Here is a 22171-nt window from a genome sequence, read left to right as displayed (position 1 = left end):
AAGATGGCTGTTCCAAAAGCATTTTCCGTTTGAAGCGTTTTGCGCCCCACCCCATACTGCCTTGTCGTTTCGCGGAAAAAGCGTGTTTTTTCCGCTAGATCCCGGCCGGACGGCAGGCGCTGCCGCCTCACGTCTTGCCTTTTTCAATGGCAAAACGGACAGGGCACATCAACTCAAATGTCACAAAACTTCAAAAACTAAGACGAAAAAGCGATACAGGCTCCGCTTGCTTTTGGGGACGGGGCTACCACGTGTCCCCGACTCTTCCCCGGTAAAAGCGCGCTGGGGAAGGGATGGGGGGCTTGGGGGGAAGGGGAACACCTCCAGCGCAGGCGGAGGGGTTTCCCTTCCCCCCAAAAGGCAGCGAATAGTATTGACAGACCCTAACGCCGGAAGCGCTGCATCTCCTCATGCACGAGCTCAAGGCCGATCATGATGTTCTTTTCCAGCGTGGCGCGCAGCTGTACGGCATCCTTGTTGCGCAGGGCGGCAATGATGGTGGCGTGCTGCTGGTTGAAGAGTTCCTTATGCTCCACGGAATAGGCCCGCAAGGTCAGGAAGGCCTGGACGAAGTCCATGAGATGCTCCACCACGGCGACCAGATGCGGCATGCGTGAGAGCTCATAGAGCTTGCGGTGGAATTCCCTGTCCATATGGAAGAAGTAGGTCTCCTCTCCGGCGGACTCCATCTCCTGCGCCGTCTTTTCCAGGGCATCCAGCTCGGCGGGCGTGGCCTGCAGCATGGCCTCCTCGGCCAACGCCAGCTCCAGGCTGCAGCGCTGCTCGTAAATGAGCTTCATCTCACGGAACCCCGGAGGGAGCATGACGATGGCGCCCTTGTGCGGGATATTCTGCACCAGTCCCGACTTGTCCAGCAGCAGGAGGGCGTCGCGAATGGGCCCGCGGCCGACGCCGAGCCGCTGCTCAAGCTCCGTGAGGATAAGGCGCGTGCCCGGCAGGGCATCCCCCCGCATGATCATGTCACGAATCATCTCATAGGCGACATGTGATTTTGTCGCGCTATTCCGCTGTTTTTCTGTGGCGTTCATGCGAAAATTATACCCTGACATATCACAGGGGTCAATACGGGCATGCAGGCTCCGGCGGCTGCCTCGCAAGAGCCGCGGACGGCGGCTGACAGACCTTTTTTGATGACAGACAATTTTTCATAAAATATTTCATAAAATATTGACTTCCTCGAACGGAACCCCTAGAGTGGATCCAACGGCACAGGAAAACCTCCACGGGCCGCAGGCACATGGCAGCTCAACCTTTTTCCACAAGGAGAAGACCATGCACCATGAACATCAGCAGACACACCACCGGCATGAGCTCGGGAAGACCGTCCTGCCTATCCAGGCCTGGGCGCTGGCGGTGGGCGCCATCATCGGCTGGGGATGCTTCATTTTGCCCGGAACCCGCTTCCTCCCCGTCTCGGGGCCGCTGGCAAGCCTCATCGGCCTAGCCGCAGGAGCGGCAGCACTCTGTATCGTCGCTCTGTGCTACGGCATCATGATCAAGGGCTATCCCGTGGCCGGCGGCGCTTTTGCCTACGCCTTCGTCGGCTTGGGACGGCTGGCGGCCGTGGTGTGCGGCTGGGGGCTCGCGCTGAGCTACAGCTGCGTCATCTCGCTCAACGCCACGGCCATCCTCCTGCTGACGCGCTTCCTCCTGCCCGGGGCCTTCGAGACGGGACACCTCTATACATTGGCGGGCTGGAACGTCTATGCCGGGGAGATCATCCTCATCTCCTTGATAATCCTCTTCTTTGCCTTCATGAATTACCGGGGCAGCAACTGCGCCAATACCGTGCAGTTGTGGCTTTCGCTCTCCCTGGCCGCCGGCGTGGTGGCTCTGGCCGTCGGTTCCGGTATCGACGATGGCGCGGGGATCGCCAACCTCGAGCCCTTGTATAACGAACAGACCGGCCTGCTTGTCAGCATCATCTCCGTTGTGGCCCTGGCCCCCTTCCTCTATCAGGGCTTCGACACCATCCCGCAAACGGCTGAAGAGTTCAATTTCAGCCATGACAAGTCCACCATGCTCATGGTCGTCTCCATCGTCTGCGGCTGCGTGCTCTACTCGCTCGTGCTGGTCGCCGTGGCGGTCATCCGCCCGTATCCTGAACTGCTTGCCGCCGATCATCCCTGGCTGACGGGCGCGGTGGCCGGCATGGCCTTCGGCAAGTGGGGCGGCGTCATCCTGGCGGTGCCGGTGCTGGCGGGCATCTTCAGCGGCATGAACGGCTATTTCATCGCCTCGACCCGCATCCTCTTCAGCATGGGCCGCAGCAAGTTCATCCCGGCCTGGTTCGAGCGCATCCATCCTGAACACAAGACCCCGGTCAACGCCATTCTCTTCGTGCTGCTCTTCTCCCTGCTGGCGCCCTGGTTCGGCCGTCCCGTGCTGGTCTGGCTGACGGATACCTGTGCCCTGAGCGCCGCCCTGAGCTACTTCTTCACCTGCTACAGCGCCTACCGCTACAGCCTGCGGCATGCGGATCGGGTCACCCTGCCCTTTGCCCGGCAGATCGCCTTCCTCGGCTGCGTCATATCCGTCGCGAGCTTCTTCCTCCTGGCCGTGCCCGGCTCCCCCGCCGCCATCAGCGCGGAATCCTGGGGCCTGCTGCTGGTCTGGTGCGTGCTGGGCACGCTGCTCTACCGCCGCCGCGCCCCTGAGCTCAGCGCCATCTCCACGGAGCGTCTCCAGTTCATGCTGCTGGGCGATACGGCCCGCCCGCTGCTGTTCACCGAAGGGAAAATTTTTCGCTAGAAAAATTTCATGAAATAATTCATAAATCATCAAGGAGCAGGATCATGCGTTACCTCAAGCAAGCCACCAAGTCCGCTGAAGACAACAGCAAGCAGGCCCGTGTCGCCGTCGAACAGATGCTGGAAGAGATCCGTGCCGGCCGCGAGGATGCCGTCCGCCAGCTGGCCAAGAAGTTCGACAACTGGGATCAGGACTTCATCCTGAGCGATGCCAAGCGGCAGGAACTCATCGCCATGGTGCCCGAAAGCGTCAAGCGCGACCTGGAATTCGCCCACAAGCAGGTTGCCGGTTTCGCGAAGGCCCAGCGCGAGAGCATCCAGGAATTTGAAACCGAAGTGACGCCCGGCGTGGTGCTGGGGCAGCGCATCATCCCCATGGATGTGGCCGGATGCTATGTGCCCGGCGGCCGCTTTGCCCATGCCTGCTCGGCCCTGATGAGCGTGGCCACGGCCAAGGCGGCGGGCGTGCCCTTCATCGTGGCCGCCACCCCGCCGCGCGGCACCCACATCGACCCCGCCACCTGCTACGCCATGCACATCGCCGGCGCGGACATCATCCTTGAGATGGGCGGCGTGCAGGCCATCGCCACCATGGCTTACGGTCTGTTCACCGGCAAGCCGGCCAACATCCTGGTCGGCCCCGGCAACGCCTATGTGGCCGAAGCCAAGGCCCTGTTGAGCGGTTCCGGCCTCTGCGGCATCGACGTGTTCGCCGGCCCCACGGAATCCGGCATCATCGCCGACGAAACGGCCGATCCCATGACGGTGGCCATCGACCTCGTGTCTCAGGCGGAGCACGGCTACAACTCGCCGGTCTGGCTCTTCACCACCAGCGAGGCGCTGGCCCAAAAGGTGCTTGAGCTCATGCCCAAGCTCTGCGCCGACATGCCCAATCCCGATGTGCCGCTGAGCGCCTGGCGCGACTACGGCGAGATCGTCCTGTGCGACGACCGCGAAGAGATGGCCGCCGTCAGCGACCAGTACGCTCCCGAACACATCCAGGTGATCGCCAAGGACCTTGACTGGTGGCGTACCCGCCTGCGCTGTTTCGGTTCGCTCTTCCTGGGTGAGGGCAGCACCGTGCCGCACGGCGACAAGTGTTCCGGCACCAACCACATCCTGCCCACCAAGAAGGCCGGTTACTACAGCGGCGGCCTCAATGTGCACAAGTTCCTCAAGATCTGCACGTATCAGCACATCGACCCCGACAAGAACGACGTCATCGGCGGCGCCGCTTCCCGCCTGTCCCGCGTGGAGGGCATGGAAGGCCACGCACGCGCCTGCGACTGGCGTCTGCGGAAGTTCTATCCCGGCCGCGAATGGGACTTCCCCGTGTACGAGCATCCCAAGTACTAGAGCGTTTTGCCGCTGAAAAAGGCAAAACGCGAGGCGGCGGCACAGCGCCGCCCGGCCGAAAGTGAGCGGAAAAACCGCGTTTTTTCCGCGAAACGCCAGGCCGTATGGTTTGAAACGCCAAGCGTTTCAAACGGAAAACGCTCTCATATGCGAACGACGGCGGCAGGCAGGACGTCCCGCCTGCCGCCACAACCCGGCAAGGAGTCCGACATGAAGACTTTCACCAAGGATTTCACCCTGCAGGAACCCATTCCTCAGGAAGGCATCGAGCTGGCGCTCGGCGTCATGCAGACCGGCCGCCTGCACCGCTACAACACCATGCCCGGCGAGAAGGGCTATGCCGCGGAGCTGGAAGAGGCCTTCGCCGCCTACATGGGCTCCCGTTACTGCCTGGCCTGCGCTTCCTGCGGCAGCGCGCTCTATATCGCCCTCAAGAGCCTGGGCGTGCAGGCCGGAGATACCGTCCTCTGCAACGCCTACACCCTGGCCCCCGTGCCCGGGGCCATCGAGAATGCGGGCGGCAAGATCGAGCTCGTCGAGATCACCGATGACTACACCATCGACATCGACGACCTGGACGCCAAGGCCGCCAGGACCGGCGCGCGCTTCTTCCTGCTCTCGCACATGCGCGGCCATATGGCCAACATGGACAAGGTCATGGAGGTGGTGCGCAAGCATAACCTCATTCTGCTGGAAGACTGCGCCCACACCATGGGCGGCAGCTGGGACGGCAAAAAGAGCGGCACCTTCGGCCATGCGGCCTGCTACAGCACCCAGACCTACAAGCACATGAATTCCGGCGAGGGCGGCCTGCTCATCACCAATGACGATCTGGTCATGGCCCGCGCCATCATGTACTCCGGCTCCTACATGCTCTACACGGCGCATACGGCCCGCCCGGACGCCTCGGTCTTCGAGAAGGTCAAGAAGGTCACGCCGAACTTCAGTTCGCGCATGGACAATCTGCGCGCCGCGCTCCTGCTGCCGCAGCTGAAGATCCTCGACGAGCAGTGCCGCCGCTGGAACGTGCTGCATGACCACATGGCCGCCCGGCTCAAGGCCATCCCCGGCGTGGTCTGCCCGCAGCGCGACCCCCGCGAAGGCTATGTGGGCAGCTCCATCCAGTGGAACCTGCCCAAGGCCGGTTATGCCGACATCGAGACCTTCATCGCCAAGTGCGCCGAGCGCGGCGTCTCCGTCAAGTGGTTCGGCAACAAGGAACCCAACGGCTTCACCAGCGCCTACGACAGTTGGCAGTATTTCCCCTACCTGGCCACGCTCGACCTGCCCACCACGCGGCGCGTGCTGGCCACCATGTGCGACATGCGCCTGCCCCTCACCTTCTCCGTCGAGGACTGCGACGTCATCGCCGACATCATTGCCGAGGTCGTTACGGAAATGGGCCTGCGCTAGCGCGCCGTAAAGTCCGTTTTCGCTCCCTGTCTTTCATCCTCTAACCCACTCATTGAGGTTTTCAGCATGAATCTCGCCAAGTTCCCCCGTCGCGGCTACGTCACCGAACCCACCCCCCTCGAATTCCTGCCCAACTTCACCAAGGCGCTGGGCGGCAAGGTCAACATCTACATCAAGCGTGACGACCTCCTGCCCGGCACCGCCGGCGGCAACAAGACCCGCAAGCTGGACTTCGTCATGGCCGACGCTCTGGCGCAGGGCGCCGACACCATCATCACCTGCGGCGCCGTCCAGTCCAACCACTGCCGCCTGACCCTTTCCTGGGCCGTCAAGGAAGGGCTGGACTGCCACCTGGTGCTGGAAGAGCGCGTGAAGAACAGCTACAAGCCCGAAGCCTCCGGCAACAACTTCCTCTTCCAGCTGCTGGGCGTGAAGAGCATCACCGTCGTCCCCGGCGGCAGCAACATGCTGGAAGAGATGGGCAAGGTGGCCGAAAGCCTCAAGGCGCAGGGCAAAAAGCCCTACATCGTGCCCGGCGGCGCGTCCAACAAGATCGGCGCGCTCGGCTATGTGAACTGCGCCGAGGAGACCCTGCGCCAGCTCTTCGACAAGGGCATCCGCATCGACCACATGGTGGTGCCCAGCGGCAGCGCCGGGACCCACGCCGGCATCATCGCGGGCATGTACGGCAATAATGCTGGCATCCCGGTGACCGGCATCGGCGTCAACCGTCCCAAGCCCGTGCAGGAAGCGGCCGTGCACAAGCTGGCGCAGGAAACGCTGGACTACATCGGCGCCGGCGTGACCCTGCCCGCCGAAAAGGTGGTGGCCTTCGACGATTACGTGGGCCCCGGCTACTCCCTGCCCACCGACAGCATGGTGGAAGCCGTGAAGCTGCTGGCCCAGACCGAAGGCATCCTGCTCGACCCGGTGTACTCCGGCAAGGCCATGGCCGGCCTCATCGACCTGGTGCGCAAGGGCCATTTCGCCGACGGCAGCAATGTGCTCTTCCTGCACACCGGCGGCTCCCCGGCCCTGTACGCCTACCTTGACACCTTCCGCAAGTAAGCCCCACAACCTGCCGGGACGGCGGCCGCCGTCCCGGCAGCCTCAGGAATGAACCGCATGTCTACCCAGCTGCCTCCCTCCATCGGCGTCCTCGGCGGTCTCGGCCCCTATGCCGGGCTCGATCTGGTGCACAAGATCTTCGACTGCTGCCCCGCCCACCGGGATCAGGATCACCTGCCCGTCATGCTCTACTCCTTCCCCAACGAGATCCCGCCCCGGGTGGAATTCCTGCTGGGCAGCAGCCCGGACAATCCCGGCCACGCCATGGGGGACATCATGGTACGGCTGGCGCAGGCCGGGGCCACCGTCATCGGCATGCCCTGCAATACGGCGCACAGCGCGCCCATGCTGGACGTGGCCCTTGAACGCCTGAAAAAGTCCGGCTTCACGGGGCGCTTCATCCATATGATCACGGCCACCGCGGACTACCTGCGCAAGACCTTCCCCGAGGCCCGCCGGATCGGCGTCCTCTGCACGCAGGGAGCCTACGCCTCGCAGGTGTTCACCCAGCATTTCCAGCCGGCGGGGCTGGAGGTCATCTATCCCGATGACGCCGGACGCGACGCCCTGCAGCATGCCATCAGCGACCCGGATTTCGGCATCAAGGCCTTTTCCCAGCCCGTCACCGCACAGGCGCGCGGGGCCATCGAGGCCCAGGCCGAAAGCCTGCGTTCCCGGCAGGCGGACGTCATCCTGCTCGGCTGCACCGAGTTGCCGCTGGCGCTGGAAGGCAAGGATTTTCAGGGGACTCCTCTCGTGGATCCCACGCGCGTTCTGGCGCGCTGTCTCGTCGAGGCGTTCGCTCCCCATGTCGCATGCCCCGACATACGAGAGGACATCCCCGCACGCCGCCGCCGGGAGCCTCCTCACCCCCGGCGGCGGCCAAAACGAGAACGGCCCGGACGGGGCACGCTCTCAGGCAACAACCCATTTTCCAGGCATACCCAAACTCCTGAAAGGCATCCTGCCGGTCATGGCAGCCTCCAGTCGACAGCGCCCCCCGGCCCCTTCTTTCCGCCGCACACCGGAAAGGAGGGGCTTGCCTTTCGCCCGCCGCCCGTCCCCCTCACGCTGCCGGAAAAAAGACTTGCCAAAAAGCAAAAGTAGGGATATGAGCATTGATTCCTATAATGCATTGGGGGATACTCTGGTCATTACGGCAAAACGCACACGCACGGCATAGATTTTTTCAGGCAGGCAAACGGAACGCCCCGCAAAGAGGGGTGCGCCCGTTTGTCCTTTGTTGCGTCTTTGACCAGAAACCCAAGGGAACTACGCTTCGGACAGCGGCAGACTGGCGTCGCCCGCAGAGCGTGCGTCCGCCCGGCGGCACGGGGCCACCCCACCCGGCGTCAGGAACCGAAGCGCAACCGCTACCCACTTGAGGTACAGCATGGGCCAGCTTATCAAACAGTTCGGCAAGATCAAAGTTTCGCTCCCCATCCCGCACCTGCTCAATCTTCAGATAGACTCGTACGAGAAGTTTCTGCAGGAAGGCGTGGCCGAGGCCGACCGCAAGCCCGACGAAGGGCTGGAAGGCGTTTTCCACACCGTCTTTCCCATCGAAGATTTCAACAAGACCGCCAGTCTGGAGTTCGTGAGCTACGAAGTTCAGGAGCCCAAGTACGATCAGGCCGAATGCATCTCCAAGGGGCTGACCTACGAAGCGCCCGTGCGCATCAAGGTCCGCCTTGTGGTCTATGACATGGATGAAGCCTCCGGCAACCGGACCATCCGGGACATCAAGGAGCAGGACATCTATTTCGGCACCCTGCCCCTGATGACCGAAAAGGGCACCTTCATCATCAACGGCACCGAGCGCGTCATCGTCAATCAGCTCCAGCGCTCGCCCGGCATCATCTTCGAGCACGACGGCGGCAAGACGCATACCAGCCGCAAGGTGCTCTACTCCTGCCGCGTCATCCCCATGCGCGGGTCCTGGCTCGACTTCGACTTCGACCACAAGGACATCCTCTACGTCCGTATCGACCGCCGCCGCAAGATGCCCGCCACCATCCTTTTCAAGGCCATGGGCATGAGCAAGACGGACATCCTCGACTACTTCTACACCCGCGAGCACTACCAGCTCGCCGACCCCGACCGCCTGTTCTGGGAAGTGGAGAAGGACCTCTACCGCAAGGACAATGCCTACGCCGACATCGCCGCCCCGGACGGCACGGTCCTCGTCAAGGCGGGCAAGCTCATCACCAAGCGCGGCTGGCGGCAGATCTGCGAGGCGGGCATCCCCACCATCGAAGTGCGCCCGGACACCCTGGACGGCATGTTCCTTGCCGAGGACGTGGTGGCCGACGGCAGCGGCGAAGTGCTGGCCGAAGCCGCGGACGAGATCACCCCCGGCCTGCTGGAGCGTATGCGGGATGCGGGCATCCGGCGCATCGCCGTGCTGCACACCAAGGGCACGGACACCTCCTCCTCCATCCGCGACACCCTCATGCAGGACCGCATCGCGGATCAGGAAAAGGCCCAGGAGGAGATCTACCGCCGTCTGCGTCCCTCTTCCCCGCCCACCGCGGAGATCGCGGCCAGCTTCTTCGACAATCTTTTCCGCAATCCCGACTACTACGACCTGTCGCCGGTGGGCCGCTACAAGCTCAACCAGCGCCTTGCCCTCACCGCGCAGGCGGTGGCCGGGGCCGAGCTGTCCGCCTACGACAAGAAGTTCGTCAATGAGGACGGCAAGACCCTTGAGGAAAAATTCCACGGCCTGCTGGAGAACCGCACGCTTAACGACCACGACATCCTGACCGCCATCAAGGTGCTCGTGCAGTTGAAGGACAGCCACGGCCCCGCCGACGACATCGACCATCTGGGCAACCGCCGCGTGCGCCTGGTGGGCGAACTGGTGGAGAACCAGTACCGCATCGGCCTTGTGCGCATGGAACGCGCCATCAAGGAGCGCATGAGCCTGCAGGAGATCTCCACGCTCATGCCGCACGACCTCATCAATCCCAAGCCGGTCGCGGCCGTGCTCAAGGAATTCTTCGGCACGTCCCAGCTCTCGCAGTTCATGGACCAGACCAACTCCCTGTCCGAAGTGACGCACAAGCGGCGTCTCTCCGCCCTGGGTCCCGGCGGTCTGACCCGCGAGCGCGCGGGCTTTGAAGTGCGCGACGTACACACTTCCCACTACGGCCGCATCTGTCCCATCGAGACGCCCGAAGGCCCGAACATCGGCCTCATCGTCTCGCTGACCACCTTCGCGCAGGTCAACGACTTCGGCTTCATCGAAACGCCTTACCGCGTCATCCGCGACGGCTACGTCACCGACGAGATCGTGCATCTCGACGCCTCGCGCGAATCCGACGCCGTGGTGGCGCAGGCCAATGTGCGCATCGACGCCGACGGCCGTCTGGCCGACGAATTCGTCACCGTGCGCGTCAAGGGCGAAGTGGAAATGCGCTCCCGCGAGGAAGTGACCCTCATGGACATCTCGCCCAGCCAGATGGTGTCCATCTCCGCCGCGCTCATCCCCTTCCTGGAGCATGACGACGCCAACCGCGCGCTCATGGGCTCCAACATGCAGCGTCAGGCCGTGCCGCTGCTGCGCAGCGAAAAGCCGCTGGTGGGCACCGGCATGGAAGTGGACGTGGCGCGCGACTCCGGCGCCTGCATCGTGGCTCCGGCCGACGGCGTGGTCAAATACGCCGACGCCGACCGCATCGTGGTGGCCTACGAGGGCGGGCTGTTCAAGCAGTCCGGCGGCGTCAAGGCCTACGATCTGCTCAAGTACCACAAGTCCAACCAGAACTCCTGCTTCGGCCAGAAGCCGACCTGCTATCCCGGTCAGATCGTGAAGAAGGGCCAGATCCTGGCCGACGGTCCGGGCATCGACGAAGGCACGCTGGCCCTGGGCAAGAACCTCGTGGTCGCCTTCATGCCCTGGTGCGGCTACAACTACGAAGACTCCATCCTCATTTCCGAGCGTGTGGTCAAGGAGGACATCTTCACCTCCGTCCACATCGAAGACTTTGAAGTGGTGGCCCGCGACACCAAGCTGGGACCGGAAGAGATCACCCGCGACATCCCCAACGTCAGCGAGGACATGCTCCGCAACCTCGACGAGAGCGGCATCATCCGCATCGGCGCGGCCGTGAAGCCTGACGACATCCTTGTGGGCAAGATCACCCCCAAGGGCGAGACCCAGCTCACCCCTGAAGAAAAGCTCTTGCGGGCCATCTTCGGCGAAAAGGCCCGCGACGTGAAGAATACCTCCCTCAAGGTGCCCCCGGGAGTGGAAGGTACGGTCATCGACGTCAAGGTCTTCAACCGCCGCTCCGGCGAGAAGGATGAACGCACCCTGGCCATCGAGGCTCACGAGACCGCCGTGCTCGACCAGAAGGAAGCCGATCACCTGCGCGCCCTCTCCGACCGGACGCGCACGCTCATCGCGCCCCATGTCGTGGGCAAGCAGGTGGCCACCACCGTGCCCGGCAAGAAGAAGGGCGAGGTGCTGGTGGAAGCCGGCGCGGCCCTGAGCGAGGAACAGCTCGAGCAGATCCCGGTCAGGAAGCTGGCCGGCCTCTTCAAGAGCAAGGAAGTCAACGACAACGTGGCCGAACTGCTGCGCGCCTATGACCTGGAGGTGGAGTACCTCAAGGGCATCTACGACTCCAAGCGCGAAAAGGTCACCGAAGGCGACGACCTGCCCCCCGGCGTCATCAAGATGGTCAAGGTCTACATCGCCATCAAGCGTAAGCTCTCGGTGGGCGACAAGATGGCCGGCCGTCACGGGAACAAGGGTGTCGTCTCCTGCATCCTGCCGGAAGAGGACATGCCCTTCTTTGCCGACGGGCGTCCCGTGGACATCGTGCTCAACCCGCTGGGCGTGCCCTCGCGTATGAACATCGGTCAGATCATGGAGACCCACCTCGGCTGGGGCGCCAAGGAGCTCGGCCGCCAGCTCGCCGAACTGGTGGACTCCGGCGCGGCCGTGGCCACGGTGCGCGCCGACGTGAAGGACGTCTTCAACTCCGAGGCCATCAACGAGCTCGTGGACGGCATGGACGACGAGGAGTTCATCGCCTCGGTGAAGAAGCTGCGCAACGGCATCGTGACCCGCACGCCGGTCTTCGACGGCGCCACGGAAGACGAGATCTGGGGCTGGATGGTCAAGTCCGGCATGCCGCATGACGGCAAGACCGTGCTCTATGACGGCCGTACGGGCGTGCCCTTCAAGAACCGCGTGACCACCGGCGTCATGTATATCCTGAAGCTGCACCACCTGGTCGACGATAAGATCCACGCCCGTTCCACCGGCCCCTACAGCCTCGTCACCCAGCAGCCTCTGGGCGGTAAGGCCCAGTTCGGCGGCCAGCGTCTCGGGGAAATGGAAGTCTGGGCCCTGGAAGCTTACGGCGCGGCCTATCTGCTGCAGGAATTCCTCACGGTCAAGTCCGACGACGTGACGGGCCGTGTGAAGATGTACGAAAAAATCGTCAAGGGCGACAACTTCCTCGAAGCCGGCCTGCCCGAGTCCTTCAACGTGCTGGTGAAGGAACTCATGAGCCTGGGCCTCGACGTGACCCTGCACGAGGAAGAAGGCAAGAAAAAGCCCAAGCGCGTCGGCTTCATGCGCGAGCAGGAAGTGGACGAGTAGCCGCCGCTCATCCGTCGGCAGAGGCAAGGACTGTAACGAGCTTTTGACAAGCAAGGTAGCTATATGAGCCTGGACGATCTCTTCACCGTACGCGGCACGTCGGCCAATGTGACCAACATCCGCAACCTGAAAGCCATCCAGATTTCCATCGCTTCGCCCGAATCCATCCGCGCATGGTCCTACGGCGAGGTGAAGAAACCGGAAACCATCAATTACCGCACCTTCAAGCCGGAGCGGGACGGCCTGTTCTGCGCCAAGATCTTCGGCCCCGTGAAGGACTACGAGTGCAACTGCGGCAAGTACAAGCGCATGAAGCATCGCGGCATCGTCTGCGAAAAGTGCGGCGTGGAAGTCATCGCTTCCAAGGTGCGCCGCGAGCGCATGGGCCACATCGAGCTTGCCGCGCCCGTGGCCCACATCTGGTTCCTGAAGACCCTGCCCTCCAAGATCGGCACCCTGCTGGACATGACCATGGCCGATCTGGAAAAGGTGCTCTACTTCGACTCCTACATCGTGCTCGATCCCGGCCAGACCAATCTGCAGAAGCAGCAGGTCATCTCCGAGGACCAGTACCTCCAGATCCTGGATCACTACGGCACCGACGACGTGCTCACCGTGGGCATGGGCGCCGAGGCCGTGCGCTCCTTGCTGGAAGAGCTGGACCTCGAGAAGCTGCGCATCGAGCTGCGTGAGGAAGGCGAGACCACCAAGAGCCAGACCAAGAAAAAGAAGATCACCAAGCGGCTGAAGATCGTCGAGGCCTTCCTCGAGTCCAACAACAAGCCCGAATGGATGATCATGGAAGTCATCCCGGTCATCCCGCCGGAGCTGCGTCCTCTGGTTCCGCTGGACGGCGGCCGCTTCGCCACCTCCGACCTGAACGACCTCTACCGTCGCGTCATCAACCGCAACAACCGCCTCAAGCGGCTCATGGAGCTGGGCGCGCCGGAGATCATCATCCGCAACGAAAAGCGCATGCTGCAGGAAGCCGTGGACGCCCTGTTCGACAACGGCCGCCGCGGCCGCGCCATCGCGGGCACCAACGGCCGTTCCCTCAAGTCCCTGTCCGACATGATCAAGGGCAAGCAGGGCCGCTTCCGCCAGAACCTGCTGGGCAAGCGCGTGGACTACTCCGGCCGTTCGGTCATCACCGTGGGCCCCTACCTCAAGCTGCATCAGTGCGGCCTGCCCAAGAAGATGGCGCTGGAGCTCTTCAAGCCCTTCATCTATTCGGAACTGGAGAAGCGCGGCCACGCCACCACCATCAAGAGCGCCAAGAAGATGGTGGAACGCGAGGAGCTGGTGGTCTGGGACATCCTCTCCGAAGTGGTGCGGGAGTATCCCATCCTGCTCAACCGCGCCCCCACCCTGCACCGCCTGGGCATCCAGGCCTTTGAACCCCTGCTGGTGGAAGGCAAGGCCATCCGTCTGCATCCGCTCGTCTGCTCCGCCTACAACGCGGACTTCGACGGCGACCAGATGGCCGTGCACATCCCGCTGTCCGTGGAGGCGCAGATCGAATGCCGCGTGCTCATGATGAGCACCAACAACATCCTTTCTCCGGCCAACGGCGGCCCGGTCATCGTGCCTTCGCAGGACATCGTGCTCGGCCTCTACTACATGACCGCCGAACGCAGCTTCGAGGAAGGCGAAGGCATGACCTTCTGCGGCCCGTGGGAAGTGGAAGCCGCCTATGATGCCGGCTCCGTCTCCCTGCACGCCCGCATCCGGGTGCGCATGCCCGACGGCAAGATCTACGACACCACGCCCGGCCGCGTGCTGGTGAGCAACATCCTGCCGCCCGAACTGGGCTTCGAGCATGTGAATCTCATCCTCACCAAGAAGAACATCGCCCGTCTCGTGGGCGCGGCCTACCGCCAGTGCGGCATCAAGGCCACGGTCATCCTCTGCGACCGCCTCAAGGACATGGGATATGAGTTCGCCACCCGCGCCGGCGTGACCATCGGCGTGAAGGACCTCACCATCCCGGCGCGCAAGAAGGAGATCCTGGCGGCCTCCCAGGCCGAGGTGGACGACATCGAACGCCAGTACCGCGACGGTATCATCACCCGTACCGAAAAGTACAACAAGGTCGTCGACGTCTGGACCAAGGCCACGCAGGACGTTTCCGCGGAAATGACCAAGGAGATCTCCTACGACATCCTGACCGATCCCAAGACCGGGCGTCAGGAAAAGAACCAGAGCTTCAACCCCATCTTCATGATGTCCAACTCCGGCGCTCGAGGCAACCAGGACCAGATGCGCCAGCTCGCCGGCATGCGCGGCCTTATGGCCAAGCCTTCCGGGGAAATCATCGAGACGCCCATCACCTCTTCCTTCCGTGAGGGCCTGTCGGTGCTGCAGTACTTCACCTCCACCCACGGCGCGCGCAAGGGTCTGGCCGACACCGCCCTCAAGACGGCCAACTCCGGTTATCTGACCCGCCGTCTCGTGGACGTGGTGCAGGACGTCATCGTCTCCGAACACGACTGCGGCACGGTGGACGGCGTGGAGCTCACCCACCTCAAGGACGGCGGCGACATCAAGACGCCCCTGTCCGAGCGGGCCATCGGGCGCGTACTGCTCTACCCTGTTTACGATCCCGAAAATCCCGACGTGGTCCTGCTGCCGGAAAACACCCTCATCAATGAGAATGAGGCCCAGATCCTCGAACAGCACGGCGTGTCCTCCATCATGGTGCGCTCGCCGCTGACCTGCCAGTCCGAACGCGGCATCTGCGCGCTCTGCTACGGGCGCGACCTGGCCCGCGGCCATCTGGTCAACATCGGGGAGACCGTGGGCATCATCGCGGCCCAGTCCATCGGCGAGCCGGGCACCCAGCTCACCATGCGTACCTTCCACATCGGCGGTACGGCCTCCAGCACCATCGAAAAGAACAAGTTCGAGGCGCTCAACGCCGGCCGGGTCATCTTCAACCGGGTGAAGGCCGTCACCAACCGCGACGGCGTCCAGCTCGTCATCGGCAAGAGCGGCCAGCTCTCCATCGTGGACCCGCAGGGCCGCGAGCGTGAGAAGTACATCCTGCCCAACGGCGCGCGCCTCAACGTGCAGGACGGTCAGGAAGTGACCAAGGGCATCGTGCTGGCCGAATGGGACCCCTTCAACGAACCCTTCGTCAGCGAAGTGGACGGTACCATCCGCTTCACCGACATCGTGGACGGCAAGACCGTGCAGGAAAAGGTGGACGACGTGACCCGTCAGGCCTCCCTGACCATCATGGAATACCGCACCACCAACTTCCGTCCCTCCGTGTCCGTCTGCGACGACGAAGGCAACGTCAAGATGCGTACGTCCAGCAACACGGCGGCCGTGTACAGCCTGCCCGTGGGCTCCATCATCATGGTCAAGGACGGCGAGGCCATCCAGGCCGGCGACATCATCGCCCGCAAGCCGCGTGAGACCTCCAAGACCAAGGACATCGTGGGTGGTCTTCCCCGCGTGGCCGAACTCTTTGAAGTGCGCAAGCCCAAGGACATGGCCGTGGTGTCGGAGATCTCCGGCACGGTCACCTATGCCGGCGAATCCAAGGGCAAGCGCAAGCTCGTGGTGACGCCCGAGATCGGCGAGGCCAAGGAATACCTCGTGCCCAAGGGCAAGCACATCACCGCCACGGACGGCGACTTCGTGGAGGCGGGCGATCCGCTCACCGAAGGCTATCCCGAACTGCACGACATCCTGCGCACCCGCGGCGAAAAGTATCTTGCCCGCTATCTGGTGGACGAGATCCAGGAAGTCTACCGCTTCCAGGGCGTGGGCATCGACGACAAGCACATCGAAGTCATCGTGCGCCAGATGCTCAAGAAGGTGACCATCCTGGATTCCGGCGGCACGAGCTTCCTTGTGGGCGAGCAGGTGGACAAGGCCGAATTCAAGGCCGAAAACGCCAAGGTCATGGCCGAAGGGCGTCAGCCCGCCACGGCGGAACCGCTGGTGCTGGGCATCACGCAGGCCTCGCTGACCACCTCGTCCTTCATCTCGGCGGCCTCCTTCCAGGAGACCACCAAGGTGCTGACCGAAGCCTCGCTCAAGGGCAAGATGGACTACCTGCGCGGCCTCAAGGAAAACGTCATCGTCGGCCGCCTCATCCCTGCCGGTACCGGTTACCGCGAGTATGTGCACGGCGACATCGTCGTGCCCGATCAGCGGGAACGGCCCGACAAGTTCCTGGAAGACCTGGAAGAGAATCCCGTGCTCGTGGATCTCGGTTCCTAGCCCTTTCCTGAAAAGACCAAGCCCCCGGCTCTGCCGGGGGCTTTTTTACGTCGCTTGCGCTGCGGGCGACCGCTGCCGGGCCAAGTCCGGCGAGTCTGGCGGCAACATCCCCTTGCCGCGCAAAAGATGCTTGCCTAGCCGCCATCCCTGTGCTATAGGCAAGACGCATCATGTCTTTGCAACTCCCCGCAGGAGCTCTGTTTCTGCGGGCGCCTATCGGCCTTCCCGCAGCATGCTCGCGCACGGTTTCCGGCAATGGCTCCGGCCTTGCCTGTTTGCTGTTGTACAAGGGGAGTTTCGCAGGATGCAGTGGATCCAGGCGGGTACTGGGCGCACGTCGGTGATGCAGCGTGCTTCCAGCGGCGGCATGGGCCGTCCGGCTACAATTTTCAGCCCCTTTGACAAGGACTTGTATGAAAGCCCCAAACACGAAACAGATGGTTATGGCGTGTGCCGCGTGCCTGCTGACGCTGGGCCTTGCCCTGCCTTCCGGCGCCACGGCCGAGGAGTTCATCCCCTTCAAGAGCACCGGCATCAGCGGCGAAAAGATGCCCAAGGTCTTCTTTACCCATGACAAGCATGTGGAATACGCCAAGGAAGACTGCGCCGCCTGTCACCGCGACGAGACCCCTGAACAGTTCCTTGACGTGGCGGCCCAGCCCGAAGGCAAGCGTGTCAAGTACATGCACGAGACCTGTACGGCCTGCCACATCAAGTACAACAAGGGCCCGCGTCTTACCGAATGCCGTTCCTGCCACAGCGCCTCCATCGCCGCGCAGCAGGGCGCCGCTGCAGCGAAGTAGCAGCCGCATCCGTTCACGCACAGTCAACTTTCGTCCTTCAGGAGGCATCTCCACATGATCAATTTCGTGACTGGCCCGCTGTTCACCCTGTCGCTTGCGGTTTTCGTGCTGGGTCTCATTTTCCGTATGGTCGCGTATGTCGTCGGTCTTGACGGCAAGGCCGACCGCATCGCCTACCGCGCGCACACGGATCGCTCCATCCCCGGCATCTTCGCGTCCATCATCAAATGGCTCATCCCCGGCGGCAGCCGCGGCTGGCGTGCCCAGCCGGTAGCGGCCGTCCTCTTCTTCCTGCTGCACTTCGGCGCTGTGCTCGTGCCCCTTTTCCTGCTCGGGCATACCGTCGTCCTCGAAAATTCCTGGTTCGGCATCTCCCTGCCCGCTCTGCCCGCCGGTCTGGCCGACCTTTTGAGCATCCTGAGCCTGGTGGCTCTGGTGCTGCTGGTCGTGCGCCGCATCCGTCTGGCCAAGCTGCGCATCCTGACCACCGCCGGCGACTGGTTCATCCTCTTCCTGACCATCATGCCCTTCCTTACCGGCATCGTCGCCCGTTTCGAGCTGTGCGGCAACTATGAAGGCTGGATGCTGGCCCATGTGCTCTTTGGCGAACTTTTCCTCATCCTCGCGCCCTTCACCAAGCTTTCGCACATCGCGCTGTTCTTCATGTCCCGTGCCCAGATCGGCATGGACTATGCCATCAAGCGCGGCGGCGCTGCCCGTGGCGGCGCTTTCCCCTGGTAGTAGGGCCAACCCAGCATTCTTTTCCTTTGAAAGGAGCCTCTAATGTCTGAAATGCTTTGCACCCCAAAGCCGCTGACCACCAAGGAAGAAATCCATACGCTTCTGCAGGACAAGGGCGGCGCCAAATATTATGCCCAGATGAAACAGATGAAGGTGGACACGGAAGCCCTTGCCCGCGATGTGGAAGCGGCTTGCAAGTCTTCCCGTACCCGCACGTGGCTGAGCCTCTGCGCCCGCTGCGGCATGTGCGCCGAAAGCTGTTTCCTCTATCAGGCCAACGAACAGGATCCCAAGCAGGTGCCCTCCTACAAGTTCCAGAGCACGCTCGGCGAACTGGTGCGCCGCAAGGGGCAGGTGGATACCGAGTTCATGCTGCATTGCATGGAAGTCGCCTGGTCCCAGTGCACCTGCTGTAACCGCTGCTCGCTCTATTGCCCGCACGGCATCGACACCGGCGTGCTCATCAGCATCCTGCGCGGCCTGCTCTTCAAGCATGGCTTCGTGCCGTGGGAACTGAAGATCGGTTCCGGCATGCACCGCGTCTACGGCGCGCAGATGGACGTCAGCCAGGAAGACTGGCTCGACACCTGCGAGTGGATGGTGGACGAAAACTCCGACGAATGGCCCGGGCTGGAAATCCCTGTGGACAAGGAAGATGCGGATATCATGTATATCCTCAATGCCCGCGAAGTGAAGCACTATCCCGACGACATCGCCAAGGCCGCCATCCTCTTCCATGTGGCCGGCGAAAACTGGACCGTGCCGAGCGAAGGCTGGGAGAATACCTCCCTCACCATGTTCGCCGGCGACTGGGAAGGCGCGGCCAACAACGTCAAGCGCATCTACAAATCCGTGGAGAAGCTGCGTCCCAAGACCGTGGTCGGCACCGAGTGCGGCCATGCCCACCGCGCCACCGTGGTGGAAGGCCCCTACTGGGCCGGCCAGCCTGATGGCGACCCGCCGGTCAAGTTCATGCACTACGTGGAATGGGTGGCCATGGCGCTGCGCACCGGCAAGCTCAAGATCGACCCTGCCAAGAAGATCAAGGTGCGCTGCACCCTGCAGGACTCCTGCAACTATGTGCGCAACAACGGTCTGGGCAAGTACACCCGCGAAATCATGAGCTACATTGCCGATGACTTTGTGGAAATGTCCTCCTGCGGCGACCACAACTACTGCTGCGGCGGTGGCGGCGGCTTCAACGGCGTGGGCCTGTACCGCAAGCAGCGTAACGTGGGTCTGAAGATGAAGCTCAAGCAGATCCAGGATACGGGCGCTGAACTGGTCATCGCCCCCTGCCACAACTGCTGGGACGCCATCCGCGACATGATGGAAGAGTATGAAGTCCACAACATCAAGTGGTCCTTCCTCAAGCCTCTGCTCGTGGACATGATCCAGATCCCCGACAATATCGAACATAATCCTCAGGAATAATGCTGTGTAGCAGTCCAAGCTGCTTAGGGCATTACTGGAAAAAAGGCGGTCGGATCATTCCGGCCGCCTTTCTGCATCTCATCTCTGAAGCTCTCGGCTATTGCTGTGCGTCACCCAAAACCTTGCTCAAGCGCGCTATAGCTGCAGCTCCGCTTCCGAGTCGGGCACTTCCTTCCGCACCTGACACCAGTAGATGAGTCCCCAGAAATAACTGCTGTAATGGCTGACCGCCTGAGCTCGTCCAGAGACAGCCTCTCCCTTCTCACGCCGAAAGTACAAGGCATACAAATCGGCAAAGTCACGCTCCGGCAGGACATGCTGTTGCCCTTTTTGCAAAGTCACACGAACGTGTCCTTCCTTTGTGATCTCAGCCCTGAAGCGCGCTCCACTGCCACCGTTTTTAGAGCGTTTCACCTTTGATAAAGGTGAAACGCGAGGCGGCGATACAGCGCCGCCCGGCCGAAAGTGAGCGGAAAAACCGCGTTTTTTTCCGCGAAACGCCAGGCCGTATGGTTTGAAACGCAAAGCGTTTCAAACTGGAAATCCTCTAAGACGGGTCCGGTAGGTAGCTGGATGCGTTGCAAGAAATCGCTTGAGCTCCTGCCATGCCTCATTAGCTGAACACGGCACCCAATGCGCTCTATGTGTCATAGCTGCCTCCTCCACGAGAATTTCTTAAATACGCATAGGTCGCCAGGACAGGCACGCGCTACCGTTGGGAGCATACCGCTCTGTTCGCGCACATGGCATTCTAAGCAACCTTGGCTCCAAAGCAAAAGCCCCCATCACCAGAATGGCAATGGAGGCATTTCAAACGACAAGCAGCGATATGGCGTGTCAGCAGCTTATTTGAAATCTTCCGGGATCTGCTTGACTTCGCGGATGTACAGTACGTCACCGCTGTTCAACGCTTGCGTCTGCCAGCGCGTCAGACACTTCAGCTTGCCGCCGGCCAGCAGAGCCTTACCGGTCTCGGAATCAGCAGCCATCTCAATGGTCCATCCCTGCTTGAATGGCTCACCCGGCTGGAGAGGGGCCGCCTTGTCAAGATAACGGTCAAGGATTGGTTTACCCGCCTCATTAAGAATCGTCACATGCAGACTGTAGCCGTTGACACGCTCAGCAGTAGCGTTGCGGCCAACCACTATGACGCGAACCAGCAGCGTCTTATTGTCGGAGATCACGCCGGCAGCAGCTTCACATGACTGGATGGGCAGTGTGGCATTCATGCGCTGCTGCGTGACTTCATTTTTCTTGATAAGTTGCAGGCGCTTGGCCTCATTGCGCTTAAGCTGTGCGTCCCGGAACTGGGCGACAAGCTCTTGTGCATTGGCAAGATCTGTTATGACCCAGCCGGACGGCGTACGTTGCAAAAGAAAAATCAAATTGAAGTCCTTGCCGAACTGGGGATGATGAAGCGTCGCCGAAACGAAGGCCAAATCGGGATTGCCCGTCCCAGTGGTATTGAGGGCTAGGCTGTGCTGCAGCTGCTTCACAAAATCCGGCGGCAAAATCTCAAGTGGCTGCTCAAGAGCTTCCTCAGGCGTCAGCTCTCGCTGCTTGCCCTTTTCCTTGGCAAGGAGACGCTCTTGCAGATAGGCTTGCAGACGTTGCATAATGGCTTGCTGCTGGTTGGCCCCCTGCTCGATGAAAGGATAATATTGCGCTACGCTTTGCGCTATGCGCTGGCTCATGGCAGGAAAGTTCACCTGGACCGAAAGCTGCTCCTCATCGATACTTTTGAGGTTTTCTTTCAGCATGTCAAAGGCATATTGACTGCTCTGGAGATACTGGTAGTGCTTCCAGCCTTCCCAGCCGCCGTAAGCCAGAGCAATGACCAGCACCACAAGCGCGATCTTCAGCTTGGCTTTCTGCAGGTTTTCCATCAGGGACATAGCGTTCATCCTTTTTCAGTTCTTGCCGCCGGCGCGACATTCCATTACTGCAGCCCCTTGCGCCAGCGCCGCAGCGTGTCCGGAGCGCACGCCAAGGGGCGTACCGCTGGCCGCAGGATCCAGATTGATACGGAGCATTGTCCATGCCCCCATCAGAGCCGTGCAAATGCGTCCTGCTCCGCCCAATAGGCTGAACAAGCCGGAAACAAACGGCAGTGGCAAACAGCCGCTCAGCCGCTTCTTCCCTGGAAAATCGCGAACGGCTCCCAGCACCTGCCAGACAAAAAGCCCCCTGCATGGCAACGTAAACCGCGTACAACCAAATGCATGCAGAGGCCGAAGCAGCGAGCTCCTGTTCCAGAAGCTTATAACGAGGCCGCGAGACGCTATGCGCATGGCTTCCTGCACGGCAAGGCGCATCCGCCGAACATCATGCTGGCCAAGATGCAGAATGACCCAGTCAAATGCATCCGTCTCCACAGGAATGTCATCGTCGGAAGCCGCGAGAATCTCGGTACCGTGCGGCGCGTTGACGAAGGCAGCGCTTCGTTCCTCTGGCAAAGCGGAGGAACCTGTCACATCAAAGCCGCATTCCCAAAGCATTTGCAGGCAAAGCCCCCTGCCGCAGTTTATTTCCAACAGGCGAGTGTTGCGTCTCCGCCATGAGGCGATATTGGCCTGAAGAGCAGCCGTACAGCAGGTCCACATCCAGCGATCCTGTGCATTATTCTGCGGCAGCTCGTGCATGCATCTCCTCGGAAGACGTTGACATCCTCCCCCGCCTAAAGTCGGGGGATTCCTATCGGTAGCGGCTCTAACGAGCCGCGCCATAGGCGGGTT

At 62.0% G+C, this 22171-nt stretch carries 14 protein-coding genes; 10 read left to right on the top strand and 4 right to left on the bottom strand.

The genetic code is table 11. From position 1 onward, the window contains the following. Nucleotides 1–383: 383 nt before the first annotated feature. The gene (locus Q0K12_RS05845) at nt 384–992 is read right to left on the bottom strand and encodes a GntR family transcriptional regulator (protein WP_297260995.1); all 609 of its coding nucleotides are present in this window, start codon (nt 990–992) and stop codon (nt 384–386) included. A 301-nt stretch (nt 993–1293) separates the two neighbouring features. Here Q0K12_RS05845 and Q0K12_RS05840 point away from each other — a divergent pair, with 301 nt between their 5' ends. From Q0K12_RS05840 to hmcF, 10 genes are all read left to right on the top strand, one after another. Beyond that, nucleotides 1294–2772 carry an APC family permease gene (locus tag Q0K12_RS05840; protein WP_297260944.1) on the top strand — a complete coding sequence of 493 codons (1479 nt, stop codon included), beginning with the start codon at nt 1294–1296 and terminating at the stop codon, nt 2770–2772. 44 nt (nt 2773–2816) lie between these two features. After that, nucleotides 2817–4127: a histidinol dehydrogenase gene (gene hisD, locus Q0K12_RS05835; RefSeq protein WP_297260942.1), complete on the top strand. Its 1311-nt coding sequence runs from the start codon at nt 2817–2819 to the stop codon at nt 4125–4127. A 210-nt stretch (nt 4128–4337) separates the two neighbouring features. Beyond that, the gene (locus Q0K12_RS05830) at nt 4338–5540 is read left to right on the top strand and encodes an aminotransferase class I/II-fold pyridoxal phosphate-dependent enzyme (RefSeq protein WP_297260940.1); all 1203 of its coding nucleotides are present in this window, start codon (nt 4338–4340) and stop codon (nt 5538–5540) included. A 66-nt stretch (nt 5541–5606) separates the two neighbouring features. Then, complete coding sequence (locus Q0K12_RS05825) at nt 5607–6608, top strand: D-cysteine desulfhydrase (RefSeq protein WP_297260938.1); 1002 nt, start codon at nt 5607–5609, stop codon at nt 6606–6608. A 57-nt stretch (nt 6609–6665) separates the two neighbouring features. Beyond that, nucleotides 6666–7715, top strand: coding sequence for an amino acid racemase (locus Q0K12_RS05820; RefSeq protein WP_297260936.1), 1050 nt, complete (start codon nt 6666–6668; stop codon nt 7713–7715). A 286-nt stretch (nt 7716–8001) separates the two neighbouring features. Further along, a complete protein-coding gene (gene rpoB, locus Q0K12_RS05815; protein ID WP_297260934.1) occupies nt 8002–12225 on the top strand; it encodes a DNA-directed RNA polymerase subunit beta in 4224 nt (1407 codons plus the stop codon). 63 nt (nt 12226–12288) lie between these two features. After that, nucleotides 12289–16458 carry a DNA-directed RNA polymerase subunit beta' gene (rpoC, locus tag Q0K12_RS05810; protein WP_297260933.1) on the top strand — a complete coding sequence of 1390 codons (4170 nt, stop codon included), beginning with the start codon at nt 12289–12291 and terminating at the stop codon, nt 16456–16458. A 443-nt stretch (nt 16459–16901) separates the two neighbouring features. Next, on the top strand, nt 16902–17261 hold the full coding sequence (locus Q0K12_RS05805; RefSeq protein ID WP_297260931.1) for a cytochrome c3 family protein: 360 nt from the start codon (nt 16902–16904) through the stop codon (nt 17259–17261). A gap of 54 nt (nt 17262–17315) precedes the next feature. After that, complete coding sequence (gene hmcE, locus Q0K12_RS05800) at nt 17316–18002, top strand: sulfate respiration complex protein HmcE (RefSeq protein ID WP_297260930.1); 687 nt, start codon at nt 17316–17318, stop codon at nt 18000–18002. A gap of 42 nt (nt 18003–18044) precedes the next feature. After that, nucleotides 18045–19436, top strand: coding sequence for a sulfate respiration complex iron-sulfur protein HmcF (hmcF, locus tag Q0K12_RS05795; protein ID WP_297260927.1), 1392 nt, complete (start codon nt 18045–18047; stop codon nt 19434–19436). A 135-nt stretch (nt 19437–19571) separates the two neighbouring features. Here the strand turns inward: hmcF and Q0K12_RS05790 are convergent, their stop codons facing one another. From Q0K12_RS05790 to Q0K12_RS05780, 3 genes are all read right to left on the bottom strand, one after another. After that, on the bottom strand, nt 19572–19961 hold the full coding sequence (locus tag Q0K12_RS05790; RefSeq protein WP_297260925.1) for a hypothetical protein: 390 nt from the start codon (nt 19959–19961) through the stop codon (nt 19572–19574). Nucleotides 19962–20281: 320 nt separating this feature from the next. Continuing rightward, nucleotides 20282–21331, bottom strand: coding sequence for a hypothetical protein (locus tag Q0K12_RS05785; RefSeq protein WP_297260923.1), 1050 nt, complete (start codon nt 21329–21331; stop codon nt 20282–20284). 15 nt (nt 21332–21346) lie between these two features. Next, complete coding sequence (locus Q0K12_RS05780; protein ID WP_297260921.1) at nt 21347–22078, bottom strand: methyltransferase domain-containing protein; 732 nt, start codon at nt 22076–22078, stop codon at nt 21347–21349. Nucleotides 22079–22171 lie beyond the last annotated feature (93 nt).

The organism is uncultured Desulfovibrio sp. (assembly GCF_944324525.1).
In the GTDB taxonomy this organism is placed as follows: Bacteria; Desulfobacterota; Desulfovibrionia; order Desulfovibrionales; family Desulfovibrionaceae; genus Desulfovibrio.
The sequence above is the reverse complement of the archived record's forward strand: the minus strand, read 5'-3'. Positions and strand labels throughout refer to the sequence as shown.